The sequence below is a fragment of the Chromobacterium sphagni genome, assembly GCF_001855555.1.
Classification (GTDB): Bacteria; Pseudomonadota; Gammaproteobacteria; order Burkholderiales; family Chromobacteriaceae; genus Chromobacterium; species Chromobacterium sphagni.
Genome location: NZ_MKCT01000019.1, coordinates 1 through 22,928, shown reverse-complemented (window position 1 = coordinate 22,928; position 22,928 = coordinate 1). Strand labels below are relative to the sequence as shown.

17 protein-coding genes are annotated in these 22,928 nt (G+C 64.7%); 10 read left to right on the top strand and 7 right to left on the bottom strand.

Annotation, left to right across the window (positions count from 1 at the left end; all coding sequences use genetic code 11):
- Positions 1–181: 181 nt before the first annotated feature.
- On the bottom strand, positions 182–1,093 hold the full coding sequence (locus BI344_RS11120) for a LysR family transcriptional regulator (protein ID WP_071113020.1): 912 nt from the start codon (positions 1,091–1,093) through the stop codon (positions 182–184).
- Between the two features lie 89 nt (positions 1,094–1,182).
- On the opposite strand from BI344_RS11120, the gene BI344_RS11115 reads away from it, so the two are divergent.
- From BI344_RS11115 to BI344_RS11075, 9 genes are all read left to right on the top strand, one after another.
- Complete coding sequence (locus BI344_RS11115; RefSeq protein ID WP_071113019.1) at positions 1,183–1,638, top strand: multidrug/biocide efflux PACE transporter; 456 nt, start codon at positions 1,183–1,185, stop codon at positions 1,636–1,638.
- Positions 1,639–1,971 (top strand): SMR family transporter, encoded by a 333-nt coding sequence (locus BI344_RS11110; protein ID WP_071113018.1) that lies wholly within the window; start codon positions 1,639–1,641, stop codon positions 1,969–1,971. It begins immediately after the preceding gene.
- A 447-nt stretch (positions 1,972–2,418) separates the two neighbouring features.
- Positions 2,419–2,592 carry a BcsR/BcsP family cellulose biosynthesis protein gene (bcsR, locus tag BI344_RS11105; RefSeq protein ID WP_158021059.1) on the top strand — a complete coding sequence of 58 codons (174 nt, stop codon included), beginning with the start codon at positions 2,419–2,421 and terminating at the stop codon, positions 2,590–2,592.
- An 11-nt stretch (positions 2,593–2,603) separates the two neighbouring features.
- Positions 2,604–3,362: a cellulose biosynthesis protein BcsQ gene (bcsQ, locus tag BI344_RS11100; RefSeq protein WP_071113016.1), complete on the top strand. Its 759-nt coding sequence runs from the start codon at positions 2,604–2,606 to the stop codon at positions 3,360–3,362.
- Positions 3,359–5,950, top strand: a complete 2,592-nt coding sequence (gene bcsA, locus BI344_RS11095; RefSeq protein WP_071113015.1) for a UDP-forming cellulose synthase catalytic subunit — start codon at positions 3,359–3,361, stop codon at positions 5,948–5,950. The genes bcsQ and bcsA overlap by 4 nt, the downstream gene beginning before the upstream one ends.
- Positions 5,947–8,217, top strand: a complete 2,271-nt coding sequence (gene bcsB, locus BI344_RS11090; protein ID WP_071113014.1) for a cellulose biosynthesis cyclic di-GMP-binding regulatory protein BcsB — start codon at positions 5,947–5,949, stop codon at positions 8,215–8,217. Before bcsA ends, bcsB begins: the two co-directional genes overlap by 4 nt.
- 1 nt (position 8,218) lies before the next feature.
- On the top strand, positions 8,219–9,343 hold the full coding sequence (bcsZ, locus tag BI344_RS11085; protein WP_071113013.1) for a cellulose synthase complex periplasmic endoglucanase BcsZ: 1,125 nt from the start codon (positions 8,219–8,221) through the stop codon (positions 9,341–9,343).
- Positions 9,328–13,179, top strand: a complete 3,852-nt coding sequence (locus BI344_RS11080; protein WP_071113012.1) for a cellulose synthase subunit BcsC-related outer membrane protein — start codon at positions 9,328–9,330, stop codon at positions 13,177–13,179. Before bcsZ ends, BI344_RS11080 begins: the two co-directional genes overlap by 16 nt.
- A gap of 10 nt (positions 13,180–13,189) precedes the next feature.
- The gene (locus BI344_RS11075; RefSeq protein ID WP_139166967.1) at positions 13,190–13,582 is read left to right on the top strand and encodes a hypothetical protein; all 393 of its coding nucleotides are present in this window, start codon (positions 13,190–13,192) and stop codon (positions 13,580–13,582) included.
- A 225-nt stretch (positions 13,583–13,807) separates the two neighbouring features.
- On the opposite strand, the gene bcsG is transcribed toward BI344_RS11075, so the two are convergent.
- The 6 genes from bcsG to BI344_RS24380 all read right to left on the bottom strand — a co-directional run bounded on the left by bcsG (position 13,808) and on the right by BI344_RS24380 (position 20,037).
- Positions 13,808–15,409 carry a cellulose biosynthesis protein BcsG gene (gene bcsG / locus BI344_RS11070; protein WP_071113010.1) on the bottom strand — a complete coding sequence of 534 codons (1,602 nt, stop codon included), beginning with the start codon at positions 15,407–15,409 and terminating at the stop codon, positions 13,808–13,810.
- Positions 15,406–15,636 (bottom strand): hypothetical protein, encoded by a 231-nt coding sequence (locus BI344_RS11065; RefSeq protein ID WP_071113009.1) that lies wholly within the window; start codon positions 15,634–15,636, stop codon positions 15,406–15,408. The genes bcsG and BI344_RS11065 overlap by 4 nt, the downstream gene beginning before the upstream one ends.
- Before the next feature lie 12 nt (positions 15,637–15,648).
- Entirely contained in the window at positions 15,649–17,259 is a 1,611-nt protein-coding gene (bcsE, locus tag BI344_RS11060; RefSeq protein WP_071113008.1) for a cellulose biosynthesis protein BcsE, read from the bottom strand.
- Between the two features lie 65 nt (positions 17,260–17,324).
- On the bottom strand, positions 17,325–17,750 hold the full coding sequence (locus BI344_RS23870) for a type 1 periplasmic-binding domain-containing protein (protein ID WP_139166965.1): 426 nt from the start codon (positions 17,748–17,750) through the stop codon (positions 17,325–17,327).
- 149 nt (positions 17,751–17,899) lie between these two features.
- On the bottom strand, positions 17,900–19,834 hold the full coding sequence (locus BI344_RS11050) for an amidohydrolase (protein ID WP_071113006.1): 1,935 nt from the start codon (positions 19,832–19,834) through the stop codon (positions 17,900–17,902).
- 47 nt (positions 19,835–19,881) lie between these two features.
- Complete coding sequence (locus BI344_RS24380; protein ID WP_158020841.1) at positions 19,882–20,037, bottom strand: hypothetical protein; 156 nt, start codon at positions 20,035–20,037, stop codon at positions 19,882–19,884.
- Positions 20,038–20,060: 23 nt separating this feature from the next.
- On the opposite strand from BI344_RS24380, the gene BI344_RS11045 reads away from it, so the two are divergent.
- A complete protein-coding gene (locus BI344_RS11045; protein WP_071113005.1) occupies positions 20,061–22,877 on the top strand; it encodes a valine--tRNA ligase in 2,817 nt (938 codons plus the stop codon).
- Positions 22,878–22,928 lie beyond the last annotated feature (51 nt).

Below are 22,928 nucleotides of genomic sequence, written 5' to 3'. Positions count from 1 at the left end.
GCTTCTCCGGGAGTGGGGGGAGGTGGGGCTGCCGTGTACTTGGCAAGGATAGGTAGGAGAAGCAGAAAGCAAGCCTGTGACTGTTCTTTAAGTCAGGCAAGGTCGGGGTGTGAAGCTGGGTTGGCGCCAGCGGAATATGGATCCGACACCCGCGCTGGCGTCATGTGCCGGCGCGCTCGCATCAGCGTCCTGGATTATGCTGGCCGTTGGCTTGCCGGCCTCCCTCTGGCGGCGCGGACTGCGCAAGCTGGTTCAGCAGCCACCCTGCGGCCTGTCCCAGCGGGCGGCGCGCAGCCCATACCAAGTCCACCGGAATCCGCTTGGGCCAATCGACTACCTCCAGCTGTTTCAGTTCTCCGCCGCCATAGTTGTTTACCAGCCAGCAGGGCAGCTCGGCCCAGCCTGCGCCAATGCGCGCCATGTCCAGCAGCATCAGGTAACTGGGGGCATACCAATGCCGCTGGCCGGGCGAAGGCGGGGCCTTGTCGCTGTAGGTGTTGAGTCGCAATTGCCGGTGTTGCGCCAGGTCGAGCTCGCCAACGCTGTCTTGCCGGGCAAGCGGATGGCCATGGGCGGCATACGGCGCCAGCTGGCTGGCTTCGGGCTGGCGCTGGTGGCTGATGTCCGGCGGATAGTGCGCCATGGCGCTGACGAAACCCAGTTGCGCGCGGCCGGACAGGATCAGTTCAACCACGTCTTCCTGCTCGCCGACCAGGCATTCCAGTTCCAGCAGCGGGAAGCGCTGCTCCAGTTGGCGGGCCACGGTTTTCAGCGTCTGCGACTGGAAGGTGTCGGACAGCACCAGCGTGAGCCTGGCCTCCACTCCCGCGCTCAACTGGTTGGCCTGCAACAGCAGGGTCTGGCTGGCGGCCATGATCTGCCTGGCTTGCGGCAGCAGCAAGCGGCCGGCCGCGGTGAGCTGCGGTTGGCGGTGGCTGCGGTCGAACAGGCTGCTGGCCAGATCGATTTCCAGATTGGCGATGGCTTCGCTGATGGTGGATTGGCTCTTGCCCAGCCGGCGCGCGGCGGCGGAGAAAGAGCCTAGCTCGGCGGCGAAGACGAAGGCGCTCAGCGCCTCAATGGAAATGGTCATATCGGATTTTCCGATCATTAATATTTTAAAAGTATCCGTAAATCCAATCATAATCGCAGGCATTGCACTTTTACAGTAGGGAGCCGTCCATGGATGCAAAGGACAAGACACTTGGCGAGCGGGTATTGCACGCGATGCTGTACGAGCTGTGCGCGATGGCGCTGCTGGTGCCGTTGGCATCGTTGGCGATGGATGAGGGTGTATTGCACATGGGCGTGCTGGCCTTGATGATGTCCACGGTCGCCATGCTGTGGAATATGGTTTTCAACGCGCTGTTCGAACGGTTGGAGCGCCGTTTCGGATGGCGGCGCGGTGCCGCGGTGCGCAGCCTGCATGCGCTGGGCTTCGAGGGCGGACTGGTAGTGATGCTGGTGCCGCTGGCGGCCTGGTGGCTGGGCGTGGGCTGGTGGCAGGCCTTGCTGCTGGACCTGGGCTTCTTCGTGTTTTTCCTGCCGTATACCTATGTATTCAACTGGCTGTACGACCATCTGCGCGCGCGCTTCGCGGCGCGGCCTGGTTTGGCTGCAGCCGCCGTGGAGCGATGAATGAAGATATGGTTGTTCCTGATGGGGGCCATTCTGTCGGAGGTGGTGGCTACTTCCGCCTTGAAAGCATCTGATGGCTTTACACGCCTGTGGCCGTCGCTGTTGACTGCCGGTGGCTATCTGCTGGCGTTCTACCTGCTGTCGCAAACTTTGCGCCATATCCCGGTAGGCATCGCCTATGCCTTGTGGTCCGGCATTGGCATCGTGCTGGTTTCGCTGATCGCCTGGCTGTTGTACGGGCAGAAGCTGGACCTTGCCGCGATGGCCGGGATGGGGCTGATCATCGCCGGAGTGGTGGTGATCAATCTGTTTTCGCAGTCGTCTGCACATTGAGCGACGGCGCGCAAGCCGTTTGTCAGGCCGCCCGTCAGGGCGGCCTTGTTTTTGTGATTTTACGCAGTGCAATTTAATGACATTTAATTTGCCGTAATGGCTTGGATGCCATCGAGCGCGAAATGCTGCATCAATTCTGCGATTGAGTATGTCATTGAAATTTATGACTTTGTGTTTGCAAGCAAGGGCTTTTCAGGACTTTTTCAGGAAAGCTCAAATGCAGTTTTGTTGAATATTAGCCTTTGTTAATCTGTGTTATTTTAGGTGGTGTTTTGATACAACAGATTTCAAATATATTTACATGTCTAATTTACCTTCTTACAATCAACGGTTTACTCATGAATTGTCGACCGGTCAGCTTTCATTGAGGCTGTGCAAACTCTTTGAAGCGATGGCCTGCCGAATCTGCAAACTCATCCATACTGTATGCATCAAGACACTTCTCGTTTGCGTTCCCATCTCCAACGCCAGGATTTCCATTATCAGGAGGTTGGCCAGGATGCCGCAGTGACCGAGGTCTGCGAGCGCTGGCCGCTGCTCAAGGCCATCTACGGCGGCTTGGAGCGCCAGCAGCAGGACGTGGTGGTGGGGGCGCGTGAAGCGGCGAGCGATACGGCTTGATGGAGCGAGACATGGCAATTTTGGCGGTATGCGGCGTGAAGGGTGGTTGCGGCGCCACGACGGTGGCGGCGTCGCTGGCCTTGTTGTGGCAACGGCAGCAAAGACCAGTGCTGGCGATGGACCTGTGCCGGCAGAATCTGTTGCGCCTGCATTTCGGCATGGCTTGGGACGAAGGCGACGGCTGGCGCAGCCGGCTCGATGCCGGCGCCGACTGGATGCGGGCCGCCTGGGAGGTGGGGGACCATCATCTGACGCTGGTGCCGCATGGCCGGGTGGAGGTGGACGTCGACCAGGGCGAGCCGCAGGGCGACGATTGGTTGCGCGATGAGCTGGCGCTGCTTGAGAAGCAGGCGGGCCAGCGCACGGTACTGGATCTGCCGGCGCGCGGCGTCGCCGAGCGGCAGCAGGGCTTGAATGCCGCCAATCATGCGTTGGTGATGTTGTCGGCCGAACCCGCGTCTTGCGCGCTGCTGGAGATGGCCGAGGCCGAACTGCTGGCCAGCGGCTTGCCGTCGGAGCGCATCCTGTTCGCCATCAATCATTTCAATCCGCTGCGGCAGCTGGATGGCGATGTCGAATTGATGCTGCGCAAGACGTTGGGACCGCGGCTGGCGCCGCTGCCCATCCATCGCGACGAGGCGGTGCGCGAGGCCTTCGCCAAGCAGCGGCCCTTGTTCGACTACGCGCCGGAGAGCCAGGCCGCCGACGATTTGCGCCAGCTGGCGACTTGGTTGTCGGTGCGGCTGGATGCCGACAGGGGCGGCGCATGAATCTGCCGGCGGCGGACTGGCGCGAATGGGGCCTTCGGCTGCGCTTGCTGCATCCGGCCGATGCGCCGCGTTGCGCCTTGCTGCTGCTGTCGCTGTTTGTCGTCACGCCTGCCCATGGCTGGACTGCCTGGGGCAATGTGGCGCGCCAGTATTTCCCTCAAGTCGATTTCTCCCGGCCCAGGCTGGCCGATCCCCTGCGCATCCTGTTGCAGCTGGTCTGGTTGCTGCTGGTCAAGCCGCCGCGCGCGCAGGGGGCCAGGCGGCCGAAACCTTTGCCCTACCTGCTGGAGTTCAGTCGCCACGCGCTGGCCTCGGCCGCCGGCCAGCGCCGCCGCGCCGAGGTTTGGCTGGAAGCCCGCTTTCCGCGGATGTTCGACCCCGCCCATCTGCGCGGTTCGGTAGAGGGCTTCGCCGAGCATGCCTGGTGGCGGAACGCCGCCATCCGCACCGCTTGTTATCTGCTGGCAGGTTTGCTGGGCGTAGTGCTGGTGACCACGCCGTTCGATGAATACTCGCAAGCGGTATTCACCGTGGTGCTGCTGCTGATGGCCTTGTGGGTGAGGCGCATCCCTGGTCCGGTGCCCACGCTGATCCTGATGGTGTTCTCCATCGCGGTGTCCACCCGCTACATCTGGTGGCGCACCAGTTCCACCATCAATGACGACAGCTGGCCTAACCTGATCGCCGGCGTGATTCTGCTGGGCGCCGAGATATACGCCTGGCTGGTGCTGCTGCTGGGGTTTTTCCAGTCGTCCTGGATGCTGGAGCGCAAGGTGGTGCCGCTGCCGGCGGACGCTTCGCTATGGCCCAGCGTGGACGTGTTCATCCCGATCTACAGCGAGCCGTTGCGGGTGCTCAAGCCCACCGTGTTCGCGGCGATGAGCATGGATTGGCCGCCCGGCAAGCTGCGCGTGCATATTCTGGACGACGGCAGCCGCGACGAGATCCGCGAATTCGCTTCCCAGGTGGGCGTGGGCTACATCGTCCGCAGCGAGCACAAGCACGCCAAGGCCGGCAACATCAATCACGCGCTGGGCGTCACCGACGCCAGCTTCGTCGCCATCTTCGACTGCGACCACATTCCCACCCGCTCCTTCCTACAGACCACGATGGGCGGTTTCCTCAAGGATGAAAAGCTGGCGTTGGTGCAGACGCCGCACCACTTTTTCTCCGCCGATCCGTTCGAACGCAATCTGGATACCCGCGACAAGGTGCCGAACGAGGGCGAGCTGTTCTACGGCCGGGTGCAGGACGGCAACGACCTGTGGAACGCGTCCTTCTTCTGCGGATCGTGCGCGGTGTTGCGGCGCGACGCGCTGATGGCGGTGGGCGGCATCGCGGTGGAAACCGTCACCGAAGACGCGCACACCTCGCTGAAGATGCACCGCCGCGGCTACCATTCGGCCTATATCAACCTGGTGCAGGCAGCGGGCCTGGCCACCGAAAGCCTGTCCGCCCACGTTGGCCAGCGCATCCGCTGGGCGCGCGGCATGGCGCAGATATTCCGCAGCGACAACCCCATGTTGGGCAAGGGACTGACCTTGGGACAGCGCTTCTGCTATCTCAACGCGATGATGCACTTCCTGTACGGCATCCCGCGTCTGGTGTTCCTCACCGCCCCCCTGGCCTTCCTGCTGTTCCATGCCTACACCATCTACGCGCCGGCGCTGGGTTTGGTGCTGTACGTGGTGCCGCACATGGTGTTCTCGGTGATGTCCAATTCGCGGATGCACGGCGAATTCCGCCGTTCGTTCTGGGGCGAAGTCTACGAGACGGTGCTGGCCTGGTACATCACGCTGCCTACCACGGTGGCGCTGCTGTTTCCAGGCCTGGGCAAGTTCAACGTCACCGCCAAGGGCGGCGTGGTGGAGGAAGACCATGTTGACTGGAGCATCACCAAGCCCTATCTGTTTTTGCTGGGCTTGAACCTGCTGGGCGTGGGGTTCGGTGTGTACCGGATGTGGACCGGCCCCGCCAACGAGATCGGCACCGTGCTGGTGAACCTGTTCTGGGTGGGCTACAACACCTTGCTGCTCGGGGTGGCGCTGGCGGTGGCGCGCGAGTTGCGCCAGGTGCGGGTTTCCCACCGCGTGCAAAGCCGGCTACCGGTGTCGCTGCATCTGCACGACGGCAAGGTCTATCCCTGCCACACCCTAGATTATTCCGAGGGCGGCATGGCGCTGGAGCTGCCGGAAGGCCTGCGGCTGCGGCTGAAGCAGAACACCGAGCTGACGGTGTCGATGCGCCGCAGCGGCCGCAGTTTCGCCTTGCCTTGCCGCCTGGTGTTCTCCAAGGGCGGGCGCCTGAGCGTGCGCTTCGCAGGCCTGAGCCTGGACGAGGAGATGGCGTTGGTGCAATGCACTTTCGGCCGCGCCGACGCCTGGCTGAAAACCACGGAGCGCAAGCATGAGGGCACGCCGCTGGGCGGGGCCTGGGATATCTGGCGCATGGGTGGCCACAGCCTGTGGCAGCTGGCGCAGCAACTGTTTTCGCCGCTCGGGGCCCGCAGCGGCCGTTGGGTGGGCTTCTGGAATTGGCTGGGCAGTCTGCTGCCGCGGCAGCCGCATATTTATCGGAACATGAAATGATAAGCCGCATACCAAGAAAAACCCTGTCCATATTCCTTTCCGGCCTGCTGCTGGCGACGCCGGCGTTGACGGTTAATGCCAAGGAAGAGACGGTTGCCGCGCCGGAGCAGGCCAAGGCCGCGCCGCTGGTCACCACCCGTACCCTCAGCTTCAAGCAGATGGGCGCCGGCTATCCGCTGAAAATGCGCGGCGACAACAGCCTGGTGGGCGTCGGTTTCGGCAGCCGCGGCGACGAGGTGATCAGCGGTCTCACGCTGCATCTGCGCTATACCTTCTCGCCGGCGATGCTGGCCGACCTGTCGCATGTGCAAGTGTTGCTCAACGACGAGGTGGTGACGGTGCTGGCCTTGCCCAAGGAGCAGGGCGGCAAGCCGCAACAGCTGACCCTGCCGCTGGATCCGCGCCTGCTGGCCAATTTCAACCAGCTCAAATTCCGTTTGATCGGTCATTACACCAACCGCTGCGAAGACGAGACCCACAGCAGTCTGTGGGCGGAGATCAGCAATACCAGCGAACTGCAGTTGACGGTGCAAGCGTTGCCCTTCGTCAACGACCTCAGCTATTTCCCCGAGCCGTTCTTCGACCGGCGCGACTTCTCGCCGCTGAAGCTGCCTTTCGTGTTCGCCGCGCGCCCCTCACAAACCTCGCTGCAGGCGGCGGGCGAGCTGGCGTCGTGGTTCGGCGCCCAGGCCGGTTGGCGCGGCGTGCGCTACAGCGCCTCACTCAACAGCCTGCCGGCGGCGGCGCACACCATCGTCTACGCCACCAATAGCCAGCGGCCTGATTTCCTGGCCAAGCTGCCGCCGGTGTCGGCGCCCACCATCAGCATCATGCCGCATCCGGATCGGCCGGAGCGCAAGCTGCTGCTGATCCTGGGACGCGACGACAAGGACCTGAAACTCGCCACCGACGCGCTGGTGCTGGGCCAGGCCGGCATGAGCGGCAGCCAGGTGGTGGTGCGCGGCCTCAAGCTGGAGGCGCCGCGCAAGCCGTACGACGCCCCCAACTGGGTGCGGCCGGACCGGCCCACCAGGCTGGGCGAACTGGTGGACAATCCGCGCGATCTGCAGGTCACCGGCCAGCAGCCGGCGCCGATACGCATCTCCTTCCGCGTGCCGGGAGACCTGTTCACCTGGGGCAGCCGCGGCATTCCGCTGGATCTGAAGTTCCGCTACACCGGGCAGCAGCAGGCCGCCGGCTCGCGTCTCAGCATCGGCATCAACGAATTGTTCGTGCAAAGCCTGAATCTCAACGCCAGCGGCGTGGGCAGCACCCAGACCAGCCTGCGCCTGCCGGTGCTGGAAAACGGCCTGCTCAGCAATATCGACCGCATCCTGCTGCCGCCCTTCCGCGTTGGCAGCCGCAACGAGATGCAGTTCCAGTACGTGTTCGCGGCGGAAAAGCAGGGCGAGTGCGCCAACAATCTGGCCGACGGCAACCGCGCGGCGATTGATCCGGACTCCACCGTCGACTTCAGCTCCTATCCGCATTACGCGGCACTGCCCAATCTGGGTCTGTTCGCCACTTCCGGCTATCCGTTCACCCGCATGGCCGACCTGTCGGACACCGCGGTGGTGCTACCCAGGCAGCCGGCGCAACAGGACATCGGAGCCTTCCTCAATGTGATGGGCAATATGGGCCAGTCCACCGGCTATCCGGCGCTGCGCTATAGGCTGGTGGACGAGGGCGCGCTGGACAGCGTCAAGAATCTGGACTTGCTGGTGGTGGGGAACGCCCGCAACCTGGGGCTGCTCAAGACCTGGCGCGACAAGCTGCCCACCTCGCTGGAGGGCGGCAACCGCACGGTGGCCGAAGGCGAGGCAAATACTCTGCCGGAGGGCCTGGGCCAGGCGCCCGGGCAGGCGGCCGGCGGCCGCATCAACGGCCAGGTGGATTTTTCCGCCCAGGGCTGGCTGGGAGCGATACTGGGCCTGGAGTCGCCATTGGCCAGCGGCCGCAGCGTGGTGATCGTCACCGGCAGCGAGCCGGACGCCATGAGCGCCGCGACCGGCGCGCTGTCGGACGACGGCAAGGTGGCGCAGATGTCCGGCAGCGCGGTGTTGATCCGCGGCGACAATATAGACAGCCAGCAGCTGGGGCCGGTGTACTACGTCGGCAATCTGCCGCTGTGGACCTGGGTATGGCTGTTCCTGTCCGCCCACCCGCTGTTGCTGGCGGCGCTGTCGGCGCTGGCGGTGCTGATCTTCGCCTTCGCCATCTTGCGCCTGTTCAAGGCGCTGGCTGCGCGCCGCCTCAAGGAGTCGTGAGATGAAGGCGCTGCAACGCGCGTGCCTGGCGGCGCTGGGCGCGCTGGCGCTCGCTGCCCAGGCGGGGCCATGCGACGGCTGGCCGGCCTGGCAGGACTTCCGCCAGCATTTCATTCCGGATGGCGGCCGGGTGCTGGACCGCGGCTCGGACGGCCAGCCGACCACCTCGGAGGGGCAGAGCTACGCGCTGTTCTTCGCTTTGGTGGCCAACGACAGGCCGGCCTTCGACAAGCTGCTGCAATGGACGCGCGACAACCTGGCCGCCGGCGACCTCAGCGCCCGCCTGCCGGCCTGGCAATGGGGCAAGCGTCCCGATGGCAAGTGGGACGTGATGGACGACAACAGCGCGTCCGACTCCGACCTGTGGATCGCCTATAGCCTGCTGGAGGCCGGCCGGCTGTGGCGCGAACCGCGCTATACCGCGCTGGGCAAGCTGTTGGCCTTGCGCATCCTGCGCGAGGAGGTGATGGACCTGCCCGGCCTGGGGCCGACCCTGCTGCCCGGCCGTTACGGTTTCACCAAGTCGGAGCTGACCCGGCTCAATCCCAGCTACCTGCCGCCGCAGCTGGTCGCGCGCATGGCGCACGCCTTGCCGGGCTCAGGCTGGGCCGTGTTGCGCGGCACTTCGCAGCGCATGTTGCTGGAAAGCGCGCCGGCCGGTTTCGCGCCGGACTGGATCGCCTATCGCAAGGGTTTCGCCGCCGACGATGCCAGCAAGGCGTCGGGCAGCTACAACGCCATCCGCGTCTACCTGTGGGCCGGCATGCTGGCGCCGGACGCGCCGGGGCGCGCCGCCTTGCTGGGCAAGCTCAAGCCGATGGCGCTGCAGGTGGCCAAAACCGGGCTGCCGCCCGAGATGGTGGACACCCGCAGCGGTAAGGTCCAGGGTTCGGGACCGATAGGCTTTTCTATGGCGCTGCTGCCTTTCCTGCAAGCGCAGGGCGAGCAGGCGGCGCTGCAGACGCAGTTGCTGCGCATCGAGGCCATGCCGCTGTCCGAGCGGCCGGACGCCTACTATGATCATGTCTTGACCTTGTTCGGCCAGGGCTGGCAGCAGGGCCGCTATCAATTCAAGGCCAACGGCGAAGTCAAGCCGGCCTGGGAGGGCGCATGCGCTGCATCCTGAGCGCCATGCTGGCGCTGGGTTTCAGCGGCGCGCTGCACGCCGCGCCCGCGGCGGTGGACCCGGCGCAGGCGCTGTTGGAGCAGGCGCGGCTGTGGCAGTCGCTGGGGAGGCCGCTGGAGGCGCAGCAGGCGCTGGACAAATTGCAGCGCATCCACGCCGCCAAGCCGCAGGACCGGGCCGAGGCCCTGACGCTGCAGGCGCTGGTGCAGGTGCAGCAGCGCCAGGACAAGGATGCGCAAAAAACGCTGGCGCAGCTGCGCAAGCTGTACCCGGACTATTCCGGAATCGCCCGGGTGGAGCAGATGCGCCGGGTGCTGGGGCCCGACCGCAACAAGCTGCTGACCGCGCGTTCGCTGTTCAATAGCGGCAAGTTCGAGCAGGCCTACGCCGCCTTCAACGAGCTCTACCGGGGGCCGCCGCCGGAAGGCGCGCTGGAGCTGGAGTACTGGCAACTGGTGGCCAGGCTGCCGAATGGCGGCTGGGCGCGCAGCCAGGCCGCGTTGAAGAAGCTGATCCAGCAGAGCCCGTCCAATCATAGAAACCGCCTGGCGCTGGCCAGCATCCATCTGCTGCATCCGCCGGTTACGCCGCAGGTGCTGGCCGAGCTGAAAGCGCTGAGCCAGTTCGCCGACAGCCGCAGCGAGGCGCTGGGCCTGTGGCGCAGGGCGCTGCAGCAGTCAGACCTGCCGCAGGACGCCTATCTCGCCTATCTCAAGGCGGCGCCGGAAGACGAACAGATCCGCTCCCGGCTGGCATCCTTGCAAGAAGACCAGCGCAAGCAGCGCGAACTGCTGGCCGACCCGGCCTACCGCGCTTTGCTGGCGGCGGACAAGCAATTGGACGGCAACCAACTGGCCGCGGCGGAAAAGAGCCTGCAATTGGCGGCCAGCCGTTACGCCAAGCAGCCGCAGTATCTGAAGAGCCTGGGCCGCCTGCGCGAGAAGCAAGGCCGTTACGCCGACGCGGTGGCCAGCTACCGCCAGGGGCAGGCGGAGCAAGCGGGCGACAGCGGCTGGAAGCGTCGCATCGCCGACGCCCAACTGGCCGACATATTGGCGCAGGCGCAAACCGCGATGCAGGCGCAGCAATGGCAGACCGCGCGCGCGCTGCTGGACCGGGCCGGCAAACTGCAACCCGCCAGCGCCGACGTGCTGCTGGCCGACGCTGATTGGCAGGCGCGGCAGAACCATACCGCCCGCGCGCAGCAGCTGTACCGCCAGGCTTTGCAGAGCCGGCCGGATAGCGGCCAGGCCCTGGCCGGGCTGTTGCGCACCTATCTGGACGCTGGCCAATACGCGCAGGCCGACGCTATGCTGGGCGGCCTGCCGCAAAAGCAGCAACGCGCCTTGGGCGCTTCCTATCTATCCGTCCGGGCCGAAGTGGAGCGCGAGCTGGGAGACCGCCTGCTGGCCAAAGGCCAGTTGCAGCAGGCGTTGCCGCATCTGCAGCGCGCGGTGGACTTGCAACCGCAAAACACCTGGAACCGCTTCGCGCTGGCCAATGCCTGGCTGGCGGCCGGCGACGCCGGCAAGGGCGGCTCCATTCTGCGCCAACTGGCCGACGCTCCGGCTGCGAGTCCAGAGCGCCTGTACGCCTACGCCTTGTTCCAGGCCAAGCTGGACGACGACCGCGCGGTGCTGAACACCTTGCAGCGTATTCCGCCGGCCGCCCGCAGCGAAGGCATGACGGCCTTGCAGCGCCGCATTTGGCTGCGCGAAATCATCCGCCTGGCCGACGCCCGGCTGGCGCTGGGCCAGGCCGGACAGGCGCGGCAGAGCCTGAAAAGCGCAGAGCGCTGGATGCAGGGCGACCCGGCGCGGCTCTCCGAGCTGGCGCAAGCCTGGTTGCGGGCGGGCGACGCCGGCCATGCCCGCCAGCTGCTGCTGTCGCAATATCTGGAGCAGCCGGACACCGACAACGAACTGGCCTACGCCGACCTGCTGCTGGACCTGGACGATATCGCGGCGGCAGAGCCGCTGCTGGCGGCATCCGCGCAGACGCGACAGGACATGAGCGAGGATCAGAAGCGGAAGCTGGCGGACCTGCAGGCCACGCTGGCGGCGGCCCAGGCTGATCAGGCGCAACAGGCCGGCGATCATGTCCGCGCGCAAGCCATCCTCAACCAGGCGGTGCTGGCCGCGCCGCAGGACGCGCGTTTGCAGCGCAAACTGGCAGATTACGACATGGAGGCCGGCCGCTGGGATGCCGCCCGCGCCCGGCTGCAACAGGCGCTAAGCCTGCGGCCGGACGATGACGAAGCCCGGCTGCAGCTGGTTGACCTGTATATCAAGACCGGCAACCGGAGTCTGGCCGTCCAGGGAGTGGACACGCTGCTGCGGGACCAGCCCGGGCGCAGCCTGGACTTCCGCTTGCGCGCGCTGGCGCGACTGGGCGATGCCGGCGACACGCGGCGGCTGGACCGGGAAATCGCCAGCCTGCTGGCCCAGGGTGTGAAAAGCCCAGCGCTGATGGGGCAGGCGGCGCGGCGCGCGCGGCAGAAGAATCAGCCGAAGCAAGCGCTGGCTTGGTATCGCGCCGGCTTCGCTCCCGCAGCCGCGGGAGTGCAGACCACCGCCAACAGCGGCCTGTTGCTGAGGCAGCAACCCTTGCGGCCGGTGCCGGCAGAATCCGCGCAGCAGGAAACCCTGCACGAAGATTACGCCGAGCTGCTGGACGCGCGCAGCATCAAGATTTGGCAGGGCCTGGACCTGACCTACCGCAGCGCCGACAATGGCACGCCAGGCCAGTCGCAGATGACGATGTGGCAGGCGCCGCTGCTGGTGGAGCTGCCGGCCCCGCGCGAGGGCAAGTACTTCCTACGCGCCGACGCGGTCAGCATCAACGCCGGCTCCTTGGACAACAGTCCGGACAATAATTACGCGCTGCAGCGCTTTGGCTCCGTGGCCGCTTGTTCCTCCCTGCCAGGCAACAATGTCCAGAGCTGCGCCGGACAATTCGGCGCGCAGGCCGCGCAAGGCGTGGCGTTGGGCCTCGGCTACGAGAACGAGCATTGGCGGGTGGACATGGGCGGCACGCCGCAAAGCTTCCCGGTGTCCAATCTGATAGGAGGCGTCCGTTATTCGAACAGCGTCTCCCTCCTCAACTACAAGCTGGAGGTCTCGCGCCGTCCGGTGACCAGTTCCCTGCTCAGCTATGCCGGCGTGCGCGACCCCTATACCGGCCAGACCTGGGGCGGAGTGGTCGCGACCGGTGTCGGCGGCAGCCTGGGCTACGACCAGGGTGGACGCTTCGGCGTGTGGTCCAATTTCGCCTACCAGCAGCTGACCGGCGAAAACGTGGCCGAAAACCGCAAGCTGACCGCGATGGGCGGCGTCTACTGGCGCTTGCTGAAGGAGCCCACCCGACAACTGACGCTGGGCGTCAACAGCATCAACTTCTGGTTCCAGAAGAACCTGGGCGAGTTCACTTTCGGCCAGGGAGGCTATTACAGCCCGCAGCGCTACAATTCGCTGTCGCTGCCGCTCAGCTACGCGGCGCGCAACGAGCGTTGGAGCTATCTGGCGCGGGCTTCGGCATCGATATCCAGCGCGCGCGAATCGGCGTCGCCGTTCTATCCAACCCGGCCGGACCTGCAGACGCAGGCCGGCAATCTCTATACCAGCGAAAGCTCCGGCCCTGGCTGGGGGGTGTCGCTGAGCGGCGCGTTTGAATACCAGTTGACGCCGCGGCTGGCCTTGGGCGGCATGCTGGAGTATCAGCATTCGCAGTACTACCAGCCGGGCCGGGCGCTGTTCTATCTACGCTACCAGCCGGATGGCGCGTCGCTGACGCTGCCGTTCCCGGTGGCGCCGCTGCAGCCGTATTCGAGCTTCTGAGGAGGATAGCGTGAGTGTGTTCAAGTCGATTGCATATTGCTGCCTGGCCATCGCCACGCTGCTGCCGGCGGGAGGGGCCGCCGCCGCTTCCGAGCTGGACGCGGCGCGCGCCTGGTACTGGCAGCATCCCTACCAGCCGGAGGCGATCAACCGCTTGGCTCTGCAACTAGTCAAGGCCGGCAGCGTGGGTAGCGCCATCGTGTTGCTGGAGCGGGCGGCGCGCATCGCGCCGGACCGCGAGGACATCCAGGCCAACCTGCTGCGGCTGAAGTCAGGTTCGCGCCGGGTCGCGAACGAGCCGTGGGCGGAGGCGGCCAACCCGTCTGCAGAGGCCACTGTCGGCGCGCCGATCGGCCAGCAGGCGCTGCCGGCGCCGTGGCCCTTGGCTGAGGTCAAGCCATAGCCGGGGCATGGCGTTGCCCAGGATGGAAGAAATGCCGGTCACAGAATGTTGTGGCCGGCATTTCTCTTTGATTGGCATCTGCGTTGAGGTTTGGCGCCTGCTGCGCGGGCGATAATGTTCATGCCGGTTCCGCCGGTCAGCAAGCGGGTGCGCAATCGCCGCCATAAAAAAAGCGGCCCCTGCTTGGGGCCGCGTCTTGCGATGGGCGGGCTGGCCGGGCAATGTTTACTGCACCGGGTAGTCGGTCCAGTCGCCGCCGTCCTGCTGCAGCAGGAAGCGCTTGCCGTTTTGCATCACGATGGAGCTGGCGCTTTCGGACACATACGGTGTCGTGGGCAGATCGCGGGCGAACTCGGCAGGCTGGTAGTCGGCGCCGAACGGACTTTTGTTCATCATCCGCGACAGAATGGTGGACACCGCCAGATAGCTGCTGGGCTGGTCGATCCGGGTCTGGCCGGGGTGGCCCTGGCCGCCTATAACCTTGATCGCCGCCGGCACGATGGTGATGTGCGGCGTGGGGATTTCGCGCAGGCCGCTGAACTGCTGCTTGTCGCCGCGCAGCGCCGCGCCGTGCTCCGGCACCAGCACCAGGATCAGCTTGCGGTGGCTCTTTTCCAGCTGGTCGATGAACTGATTGAGATCGGCGAACAGCCGGTTGGCGCGGTATTTATAGCTGTCCATGGTATTCAGCCCCGGCGCGTTCGGGATGCGGTTGCCGTCATGCAGGCTGATGGTGTTGTAGTAGGCGGCCACATGGGCGTTGCCATCCTGCTGGCGCTGCTCCAGCCAGCGGTTGAGCACCGCGTAGTCGCTGTAGATCGGGCTGTTGTCGAAGGAGCGCAGCCCCACCGGCAAGCCCTGCTGAGACATCAGCGGCTGGTTGAGCCGGCCGTCGGTGCGGATCTGTTTGAGGAAGTCATCGAAACTGCCATCGTGGTTCAGCGTCAGCTCGGTCTTGAAGCCCAGCGCCGCCAGGTTTTCAAACAGATAGCAGTCCTTGGATGCGCTCTGGTACAGTTCGCTGTGTTTGGGCTGGCCGCAGCTGGCGCGCAGCACGCGCAGCGCGGCCGGGCCGCTGTATGGCGTGGCGGAGTTGAAGTTGCTGAACAGGAAGTCGAAGCGTCCCAACAGCGGGTGCTGGTCCATGCCCACGGTGCGCAGATCGTCCCAGGACAGCGAGCAGATGTGCAGCAGCAGCACGTCGAAGCCGGGGTCGGCCAGCGGTCCCTGGAACTTCACCATGCGCTGCCCCTCGTTCTTGAAGAAGGTCGCCAGCTGCTGGTCCGGCGTCTGTGGGGCGCTTTGTCCACCAGCGGCAGGAGCGGCGGCGCTGTCGGCGGCCACCGCCGGGCTGGCGGGGGCGCGGTCCTGCCACAGCTGGCGTCCGCTCACGCCCAGCAGGGCTATCATCACCAGCGTGCCCAGCCGCAGATAGCGCGACAGCAGCCAGTAGCCGCACAGCAGGATCACCGCCCCGGTGAGCAGCGATAGCGACAACACCCGGCCGGCGAGGTCCAGCAGGTAATGCAGGCTGAAGCCCTTGAGCGTGGACAGCTGTTGCAGCGCCGTCTCCGGCGGCGGCAGCCAGCTGTCGTGGTAGAGCAGGGCCGCGCCGGCCAGCAAGGCTAGCGCGGCGCGGATGCGCAACCGGATCTTGCCGGCGACCGGTATCAGCAGCAGCAGCGCGAAGGCGAGGTTGGGCAGCGGATGGAAGTTGAGCGTGCCCTGCCAGGACAGCAAGAGCTTGGCGATGAAGTAGACGCTCCATGCGCCCAATCCCAGCGACAGGGCGGTGGCGTCTTGCGTGGCGGAATGGCTGGATTTCATGTTTGCTTGTGGCCCGGCTCGGCGTGCCGGCTCTTAGCCAGCGGCGCGTCGTCCTGCTGTTGCAGGCGTTGCAGATAGGGGTGGGGCTGGAAGTGGCGCATCCGGCGCAGCAGTAGGCGGCGGATCCAGGGCAGCAGCCGCGCGTGCAGTTGGTAGCCGGCGATGCCGGCCGCCAGCGCGGCCAGCAGCACCATGAATTGCAGCTGGCTCAATTCGGGATTGAACATATCGATTTACCTTTACTGGCCACTGCGGCGGCGCAAGGGCGCGCGCTGCAGCGTGGGCGCGGTGTGGGCGTGGCGGCTTTCGCGCAGCTGCGGCGCGTTGGACAACTGGCGGCTCAGGTCCGGCAGCTTGTCGAAGCCGGGTTGCCGGGCCAGCTGCGACAGCGCCAGCAGGATGCTGTCGCTGTCCGCGCTGCGCACTTCCGACTGGGCCACTTCGCCTATCGGCATGCGGAACAGGTTGCCCAGCGCGGCGTCGGCGTCGCTTTCGCGGCAGGCGAATAGAAACAGATAGGCATGGTCGCGGTCGGCGGTGCACAGGTCGCCCGCGCGCTGGAAGCGGCCCAGCGCCAGCAGTTCGGCCGGGGTGGCCCCCAGCGCCGGCTGCAGCCGGATCAGCATATTGCTGACATCGATGGCGCGGCTGCGCTGCACCGTATTGTCCACCATCTCGACAAAGCGCGCCGGCGGCAGGTAGCCGCGGTCGGTTTCCGGGCGGCTGGCGGCGCGCAAGGCATCGGCCTCGACCTCGCCGCTGCCTTGGTAGACTGCCTGGCGCAAGGAGTGGACGATGCCGGTCAGGCTGGCGAAACGCAGCTCCGCCGGCAGCACGGCGTTGGCGCCCAGCCGCAATAGCAGTTGTTCTTCGTTCTGGCGCAGCCGGCGGTTGCCCACTTCTCGCACCACGATTTTCAGCCGCTTGCCGTTTTGCCGGCGCAATTGCGCGATGGCCTGGCCCAGCGCTTCCTTCTTGTTGCTGGCGGTGTCCAGCAGCACAGTGGCGGCCACCGCGTCGTGCGCGGCTTCCAGCAACTGCGGCAGGTCATCGAATAGCCGCCAGTGCGGGGTGGGCGGCGCGTTGCCGCTGAGGGCCGCATTGGTGGCCAGCACCAGCAGGGCGTCGGTGGCGAGGCGGGCGCCGCCGTCCGCCGCGCCAGTCGCATCGTTGTCGCCGGCTTCCCTCTGCGCGCTCAGCACATGGCGCGGGCTTAGCTCCAGCGTGCGCAGCCTGGCGGTTTCACCTGGGGCCGCGCCCAGCCAGTGGGCGATCTGCCAACCGTAGAGCCGGTCGCCGAGCGGATCGGCATAGGCCATGCCGGCGCAGTCGCGGCCCAGCTGACTGAGGGCCGCCAACGCCGCGGCATCCAGCTGGGAACTGTCCAGCAGCAATAGCAGCGCGTGGCCGTGGCGGGCTGCCCAATGGCTGCAGGCCTGCAGCACGCGGCGCGCCTGCGCCGGCTGCTGCAGCGGCAAGTAGTCTTCGGCATGGTCCAGCGCCACCGTCATGCCGCCATTGGCGGGCTGCAGCTGCTTGCGGCAGCGAGCCAGTTCGTCCAGGCAGGCGCTTGCCAGTTGTGCGGAAGGCTTGCGCGGCTGGCGCGGCGACAGCAACTGCAGATTGCCGGCATGGATGCGGCGATCCAGCCAGACGGTGTCTTGCTGCGACGCGGGCTGCTGCCTGCTGACGCAGACAAGGGGCTGGCTGCCGGCCGAGGGCAGATTGGCAAACAACAGCGCTTGGGCCAGCGCGGGGCCGGGCGCGGCGATCAGATAGAGCGCGCCGCAGTTCAGGGTGGCGGCTGACAGCGGCATCCCGTCTATGCCCAGGCTTTGGGATATGTCCATTGCGGTATTTTGTTTCCAGATTATTTAAATAGTATCAGTCGTATGCTTTGCAATCAAACGGCAGATCAGGTTTTCCAGCCATGGCATCGCTTGAGTGTAGGACAGCGGGCCGCCGGACAGACGGGGGAGCCAGGGCTTTTTGAGCCAGGTGTCCAGGTAGGGCTGGCGGTAGGTCTGGTCGTCTTCGATGTCGCCGTTGTGAGGGTGGGACAACAGTGCCTGCTGACGAAGCCGCGGCTCAGCTCCTTGGCCAGTTGCCAGCCTTGCTGGTTGCAGGGCTCGGCCACGGTGGCTTTCTGTTGCGAGATGCCCTCGCGGATGCGGTTCATCGCGGAGTTGGAGCCGTCGCTGGCGGGAATGTTGACGATGTCGGCGCGGCCCGACTGCTGCAGCAGAAAGTTGATGTTGTCGTAGCAGAGATCGTTGATGGCTAGGCTGTGGGTCCAGCTGCGGCCATGATCAGCATGAGAAACCGCAGCATGGCGAGGCACTGCGCTGCCTTGCTCACGGAAACCCTGGCGGGGAACGGGTGGGCAAATCGATTCTCCTGCTGAGGCGCGGGCATTTTCCATGCTCGAATATAGCAAGCGGCCGGCCCGTTGCCGGGCAGGCCGCCGCTTTGGCGCCGCTACTGATTCAGTCAGCGCTCAATGCGAACCGGCGCGCCCGATAGCCAGGTCGCGATGACCTTGATGTCGCGCAGAGGAAGCGCCGTTTCAGTCATCGGGTCGTGCTCAAGGATCACCAAATCGGCTTGCTTGCCCGGCTCCAGCGAACCGACCTGGTGGTCCAGGTGGCAATGCCAGGCGGCATCCAGCGTCACTGCGCGCAGCGCTTGTTCAGGGCTGAGTGTTTCTTCTGCGTTCAGTATCGGCTTGTCCTTGCCCGGGGCGCCTTCCTGTTTGCGGTAGATGGCTTGCTCAGCCATGCGCAACGGTCCCAGCGGCGATACGAAGTGATCGGAATGCAGGCTGACGCGCATGCCCTTGTCCAGCGCGGACTTGCAGCGGTCGAGCATTTCCGCCTTGCTCTGCCCGAAGATGGTGTTCTGGAACACATAGCCCCAATAGCCTACGTGGCCAATCAGAAAGCTGGGGTTGAGCTGGAGCGCGGCCATTCTGTCCAGCGCGGCATCGTCCATCAGCGAGGCGTGCTCGACGCGCAGCCGCAGAAGCTTGGCTTTCGCCGCGTCGATGGCGCCGTCCGGCGCGGTCATCGCTTGCTGGTAGCTGTCCAGCACGTCGCTCATCGCCCGGTCGCCGTTGGCGTGGATCAAAGCGGGCCAGCCCTGGTCCAGCACGCGCTTGAGCATGGCGGGAAAGGCCTCGCTTCCTGTATGTCCTTCATAGTTGCTTTTTCCGGTGGGCGGGACCTCCGGCACGGCGGGAATGGGCGGAATGCGCGGGTTCGCGAAACAATCGTATTCTTCTTTCTGATAACCGGTCAGGCCCTGATTGGAGCCGTCGTAAATCATCTTGATGCCCTTGATGCTGAAGCGCGATGCCGGCGGGTTGTTCAGGTCCAACTGCCAGTGGCTCTCGTCACAAAGCCAGCTGTCCAGATTCTGGTTTTTGCTGGCGAACAGGCTTCCCGCCAGGCGCAGCGGGCCTAGTTCGGCGGTCAGGCTCAGGGCTGACAGTTCCAGGTTGTCGGCGCAATTGCGGCTGTCGTTTACGCCCATGCTGGGATCGAATAGCGTGGTGATGCCTCTTTGCGCGGCATTTCGCAAAACCTGGGCTATTCCTTGCGGAATTTGTTCTTGCGTGGTGGTTGAGGCGGCAACGATATTCATCGCCTGGGTGACATCCAGTTCGGTGAGCACGCCAGTGCTTGATGTGCTGCCTATCCTCGATATGGCGGCGCTGTTGGCATAAGCCAGATGGCCAGAGGCGTTGATCAACAAAATGGCGAGATTGAGGCCCTCGACTTGCCCATGGTGCAAATCGTCAAGCCAGGTTTTGTCGATGTTCCCCCAGGCGGTCATCAATGAGGGGTCTACCCCGTAGCCGATAAACCAGATGGTTTGTCCATCCTTGTCCTTCAGCAAGCTTTTCCCATCAGGCTCGTTCAGCGTGGATTGTATCCATCCTGCCAGCAACTCGATGGAGTAATTCGCATTGAGGGTCTGGCTGATTTCCGCGTCTTTTTCGGAGTTTCCTCGGAACGGCGACACATTGTGCCAGGCTTTATTCAGGGCGCTGCCCAGGATGTGCACGTGGGGGTCGATCAAACCGGGCAGCAGGGTGTGGCCATTCAAATGATGCTCGGTGACGTGGTGCCTGGCTCGGTCCATCTGCGCCCGCACCTCCTGGAGCGTGCCCGCCGCTACGATCACGCCTCCGCCGATGCCCACCGCCTCGACTCGTCGGCTGGCCGGAGCCTCCATCGTATGGATCGGGCCGCCGTGGAAAATCACCGCCTGTTGCGACTGCTGAGGAAAGGTCTTGCGCAGGACCTGCTCAATTTCGCCGAGCAAGTCTTGCGCTGCCGCGTCGCTGTTTGCGAGCTTGGGCAAGTGGCCGCAGCAGGCGCAGCCAAGGTGATGGTTGTGGTCATGATGGTGATGATGAGGCATGTTTGGCTCCTGAGTGATGGGATGGTTATTCCATTGTAATGTTTTGATTAATCTATTTTCATTAAAATTTTTAAATGAATTGCCAATGCGCTGCCTGAAGGTACTGCTGCGTGTGCCAGGCCGTAGAGCGTGACGGCATGGCTTGTCGGGGCGGGTTCTCGGAGAATGGCTAAAAACCGGTTATAATCGAACCATTTTTCCATTCAGAAAACCAAGATTAAGCACCATGGAACTTGCCAAGAGCTATGAACCGGGCGACATCGAGCGCCGCTGGTACGATCAATGGGAACAGGCCGGCTACTTCAAGCCGAGCATGGACACCTCCAAGCCGTCTTTCGCCATTCAGCTGCCGCCGCCCAACGTCACCGGCACGCTGCACATGGGCCACGCCTTCAACCAGACCATCATGGACGGCCTCACCCGCTATTACCGGATGAAGGGCGACAACACGGTATGGATCCCGGGCACCGACCACGCCGGCATCGCCACCCAGATCGTGGTGGAGCGCCAGCTGGCCGACCAGGGCCTGAACCGCCACGACATGGGCCGCGAAGCCTTCACCAGCAAGATCTGGGAATGGAAGGAAAAATCCGGCGGCACCATCACCAGCCAGATGCGCCGCGTCGGCTGCTCGGTGGACTGGGAGCGCGAATACTTCACCATGGACGACGCCCGCGCCGAAGTGGTGACCGAAGTCTTCGTCCGTCTGTACGAGCAAGGCCTGATCTACCGCGGCAAGCGCCTGTCCAACTGGGACGCCAAGTTGGGCACCGCCATCTCCGACCTCGAAGTGGTATCCGAGGAAGAAGACGGCCACATGTGGCACATCAAGTACCCGGTGGTGGATAGCGACGAGTACGTCACCGTCGCCACCACCCGTCCGGAAACCCTGCTGGGCGACGTGGCCGTGGCCATCGCCCCGGATGACGAGCGCTACCTGCATCTGGTGGGCAAGCAGCTGCAGCTGCCGCTCACCGGCCGCACCATCCCGGTGATCGCCGACGAGTACGTGGACAAGGAATTCGGCACTGGCTTCGTCAAGATCACCCCGGCGCACGACTTCAACGACTACGAAGTGGGCAAGCGCCACAACACCCAGCTGATCAACGTGATGAGCCTGGAAGCCAAGATCCTGGCCAAGGCGCAAATCTTCGGCTTCGATGGCGCCGCCCAAGGCACCATCGAGCTGCCGGCCGCCTATGCCGGCCTCACCGCCCAGGAAGCGCGCAAGGCGATGCTGGTCGATCTGCAAGCCCAGGGCCTGCTGCTGGAAACCAAGCCGCACAAGCTGATGGTGCCGCGCGGCGACCGCACCGGCACCGTGATCGAGCCGCTGTTGACCGACCAATGGTTCGTGGCCATGAACAAAGTCGCCGAAGGCGACGCCACCGGACTATCCATCGCCGCCAAGGCGATTGAAGCCGTGGAATCCGGCGAAGTGCGCTTCGTGCCGGAAAACTGGGTCAACACCTACAACCAGTGGATGAAGAACATCCAGGACTGGTGCATCTCCCGCCAGCTGTGGTGGGGCCACCAGATCCCGGCCTGGTACGACGAAGACGGCAACATCTACGTCGGCCGCACCGAGGCGGAAGCCCAGGCCAAAGCCCCGGGCAAGACGCTGCGCCGCGAGCAAGATGTGCTGGACACCTGGTTCAGCTCGGCCCTGGTGCCGTTCTCCACCTTGGGCTGGCCGGAAGAAACCCCGGACCTGAAAGCCTTCCTGACCTCCAACGTGCTGGTGACCGGCTACGAAATCATCTTCTTCTGGGTGGCCCGGATGATCATGATGACCAAGCACTTCACCGGCAAGGTGCCGTTCAAGGATGTCTACATCCACGGCATGGTGCGCGATCACGAAGGCAAGAAGATGTCCAAGTCCGAGGGCAACGTGATCGACCCGGTGGACCTGATCGACGGCATCGCGCTGGCGCCGCTGGTGGAAAAACGCACCACCGGCCTGCGCCGCCCGGAAAAGGCCCCGCAGATCGCCAAGGCCACGGAAAAGCTGTTCCCGGAAGGCATCCCGGCTTACGGTACTGATGCTCTCAGATTCACCATGGCCAGCTACGCCACGCTGGGCCGCAGCGTCAACTTCGACTTCAAGCGCGCCGAAGGCTACCGCAACTTCTGCAACAAGCTGTGGAACGCCACCCGCTTCGTGATGATGAACGTGGAAGGCAAGGACTGCGGCCAGGATGAAAGCCTGCCGCTGGAATACAGCTTTGTCGACCAGTGGATCATCGGCCGCCTGCAACAGGCCGAGATCGATGTCACCAATGCGCTGGAAACCTACCGCTTCGACATCGCCGCCCAGGTGATCTACGAATTCATCTGGAACGAGTACTGCGACTGGTACGTGGAACTGGCCAAGGTGCAGTTGCAAACCGGCAACGAAGCCCAGCAGCGCGCCACCCGCCGCACCATCGTCCGCGTACTGGAAGTGGCGCTGCGCCTGACTCACCCGCTGATGCCCTTCATCACCGAAGAGCTGTGGCAGACCGTGGCTCCGCTGGCCAACGCCAAGAAGGCGGAATCGCTGATGCTGGCCCTGTGGCCGGTGGCGGACGAATCCAAGATCAGCGCGGCAGCCAACGCCCGCATGGACGCGTTCAAAGAGATGGTCAACGCGGTGCGCAACCTGCGCGGCGAAATGGGCATCGGCCCGGCCGTCAAGGCGCCGTTGTTCATCGAAACCGCCGACGCCTCCATCGCCGACTTCGTGCCTTACCTGAAGTTGCTGGCCCGCCTGACCGAAGGCACGCTGGTGTCCAAGCTGCCGGAAGACGATGCCCCGGTGGCGATGTCCGGTGAAGCGCGCCTGATGCTGAAGGTGGAAGTGGACAAAGCCGCGGAAACCGCGCGCCTGACCAAGGAGCAGGGCAAGGTGGAGGCCGAGCTGGCCAAGCTGACGGCCAAGCTGGAGAAGCCGGGTTATGTGGACAAGGCGCCGGCGCACTTGGTGGAGCGCGATAGGGCTCAGTTGGCGGAGCTGAATGACAAGTTGGAGAAGGTGAAGGCGCAGCTTGTCAAGCTGGCTTGATAGTTAAATGTCATTCATGATAAAACCCCCATCATCGAAAGGTGATGGGGG

Coding starts and splice junctions, on each gene's coding strand:
- bcsA (WP_071113015.1), top strand. CDS start 3,359: ATGAATCTGCCGGCGGCGGACTGGCGCGAATGGGGCCTTCGGCTGCGC.
- BI344_RS11050 (WP_071113006.1), bottom strand. CDS start 19,834: ATGCCTCATCATCACCATCATGACCACAACCATCACCTTGGCTGCGCC.
- BI344_RS11110 (WP_071113018.1), top strand. CDS start 1,639: ATGAAGATATGGTTGTTCCTGATGGGGGCCATTCTGTCGGAGGTGGTG.
- BI344_RS24380 (WP_158020841.1), bottom strand. CDS start 20,037: ATGGAAAAATGGTTCGATTATAACCGGTTTTTAGCCATTCTCCGAGAA.
- BI344_RS11120 (WP_071113020.1), bottom strand. CDS start 1,093: ATGACCATTTCCATTGAGGCGCTGAGCGCCTTCGTCTTCGCCGCCGAG.
- bcsG (WP_071113010.1), bottom strand. CDS start 15,409: ATGAAATCCAGCCATTCCGCCACGCAAGACGCCACCGCCCTGTCGCTG.
- BI344_RS11045 (WP_071113005.1), top strand. CDS start 20,061: ATGGAACTTGCCAAGAGCTATGAACCGGGCGACATCGAGCGCCGCTGG.
- bcsE (WP_071113008.1), bottom strand. CDS start 17,259: ATGGACATATCCCAAAGCCTGGGCATAGACGGGATGCCGCTGTCAGCC.
- BI344_RS11065 (WP_071113009.1), bottom strand. CDS start 15,636: ATGTTCAATCCCGAATTGAGCCAGCTGCAATTCATGGTGCTGCTGGCC.
- bcsB (WP_071113014.1), top strand. CDS start 5,947: ATGATAAGCCGCATACCAAGAAAAACCCTGTCCATATTCCTTTCCGGC.
- bcsQ (WP_071113016.1), top strand. CDS start 2,604: ATGGCAATTTTGGCGGTATGCGGCGTGAAGGGTGGTTGCGGCGCCACG.
- bcsZ (WP_071113013.1), top strand. CDS start 8,219: ATGAAGGCGCTGCAACGCGCGTGCCTGGCGGCGCTGGGCGCGCTGGCG.
- BI344_RS11115 (WP_071113019.1), top strand. CDS start 1,183: ATGGATGCAAAGGACAAGACACTTGGCGAGCGGGTATTGCACGCGATG.
- BI344_RS11080 (WP_071113012.1), top strand. CDS start 9,328: ATGCGCTGCATCCTGAGCGCCATGCTGGCGCTGGGTTTCAGCGGCGCG.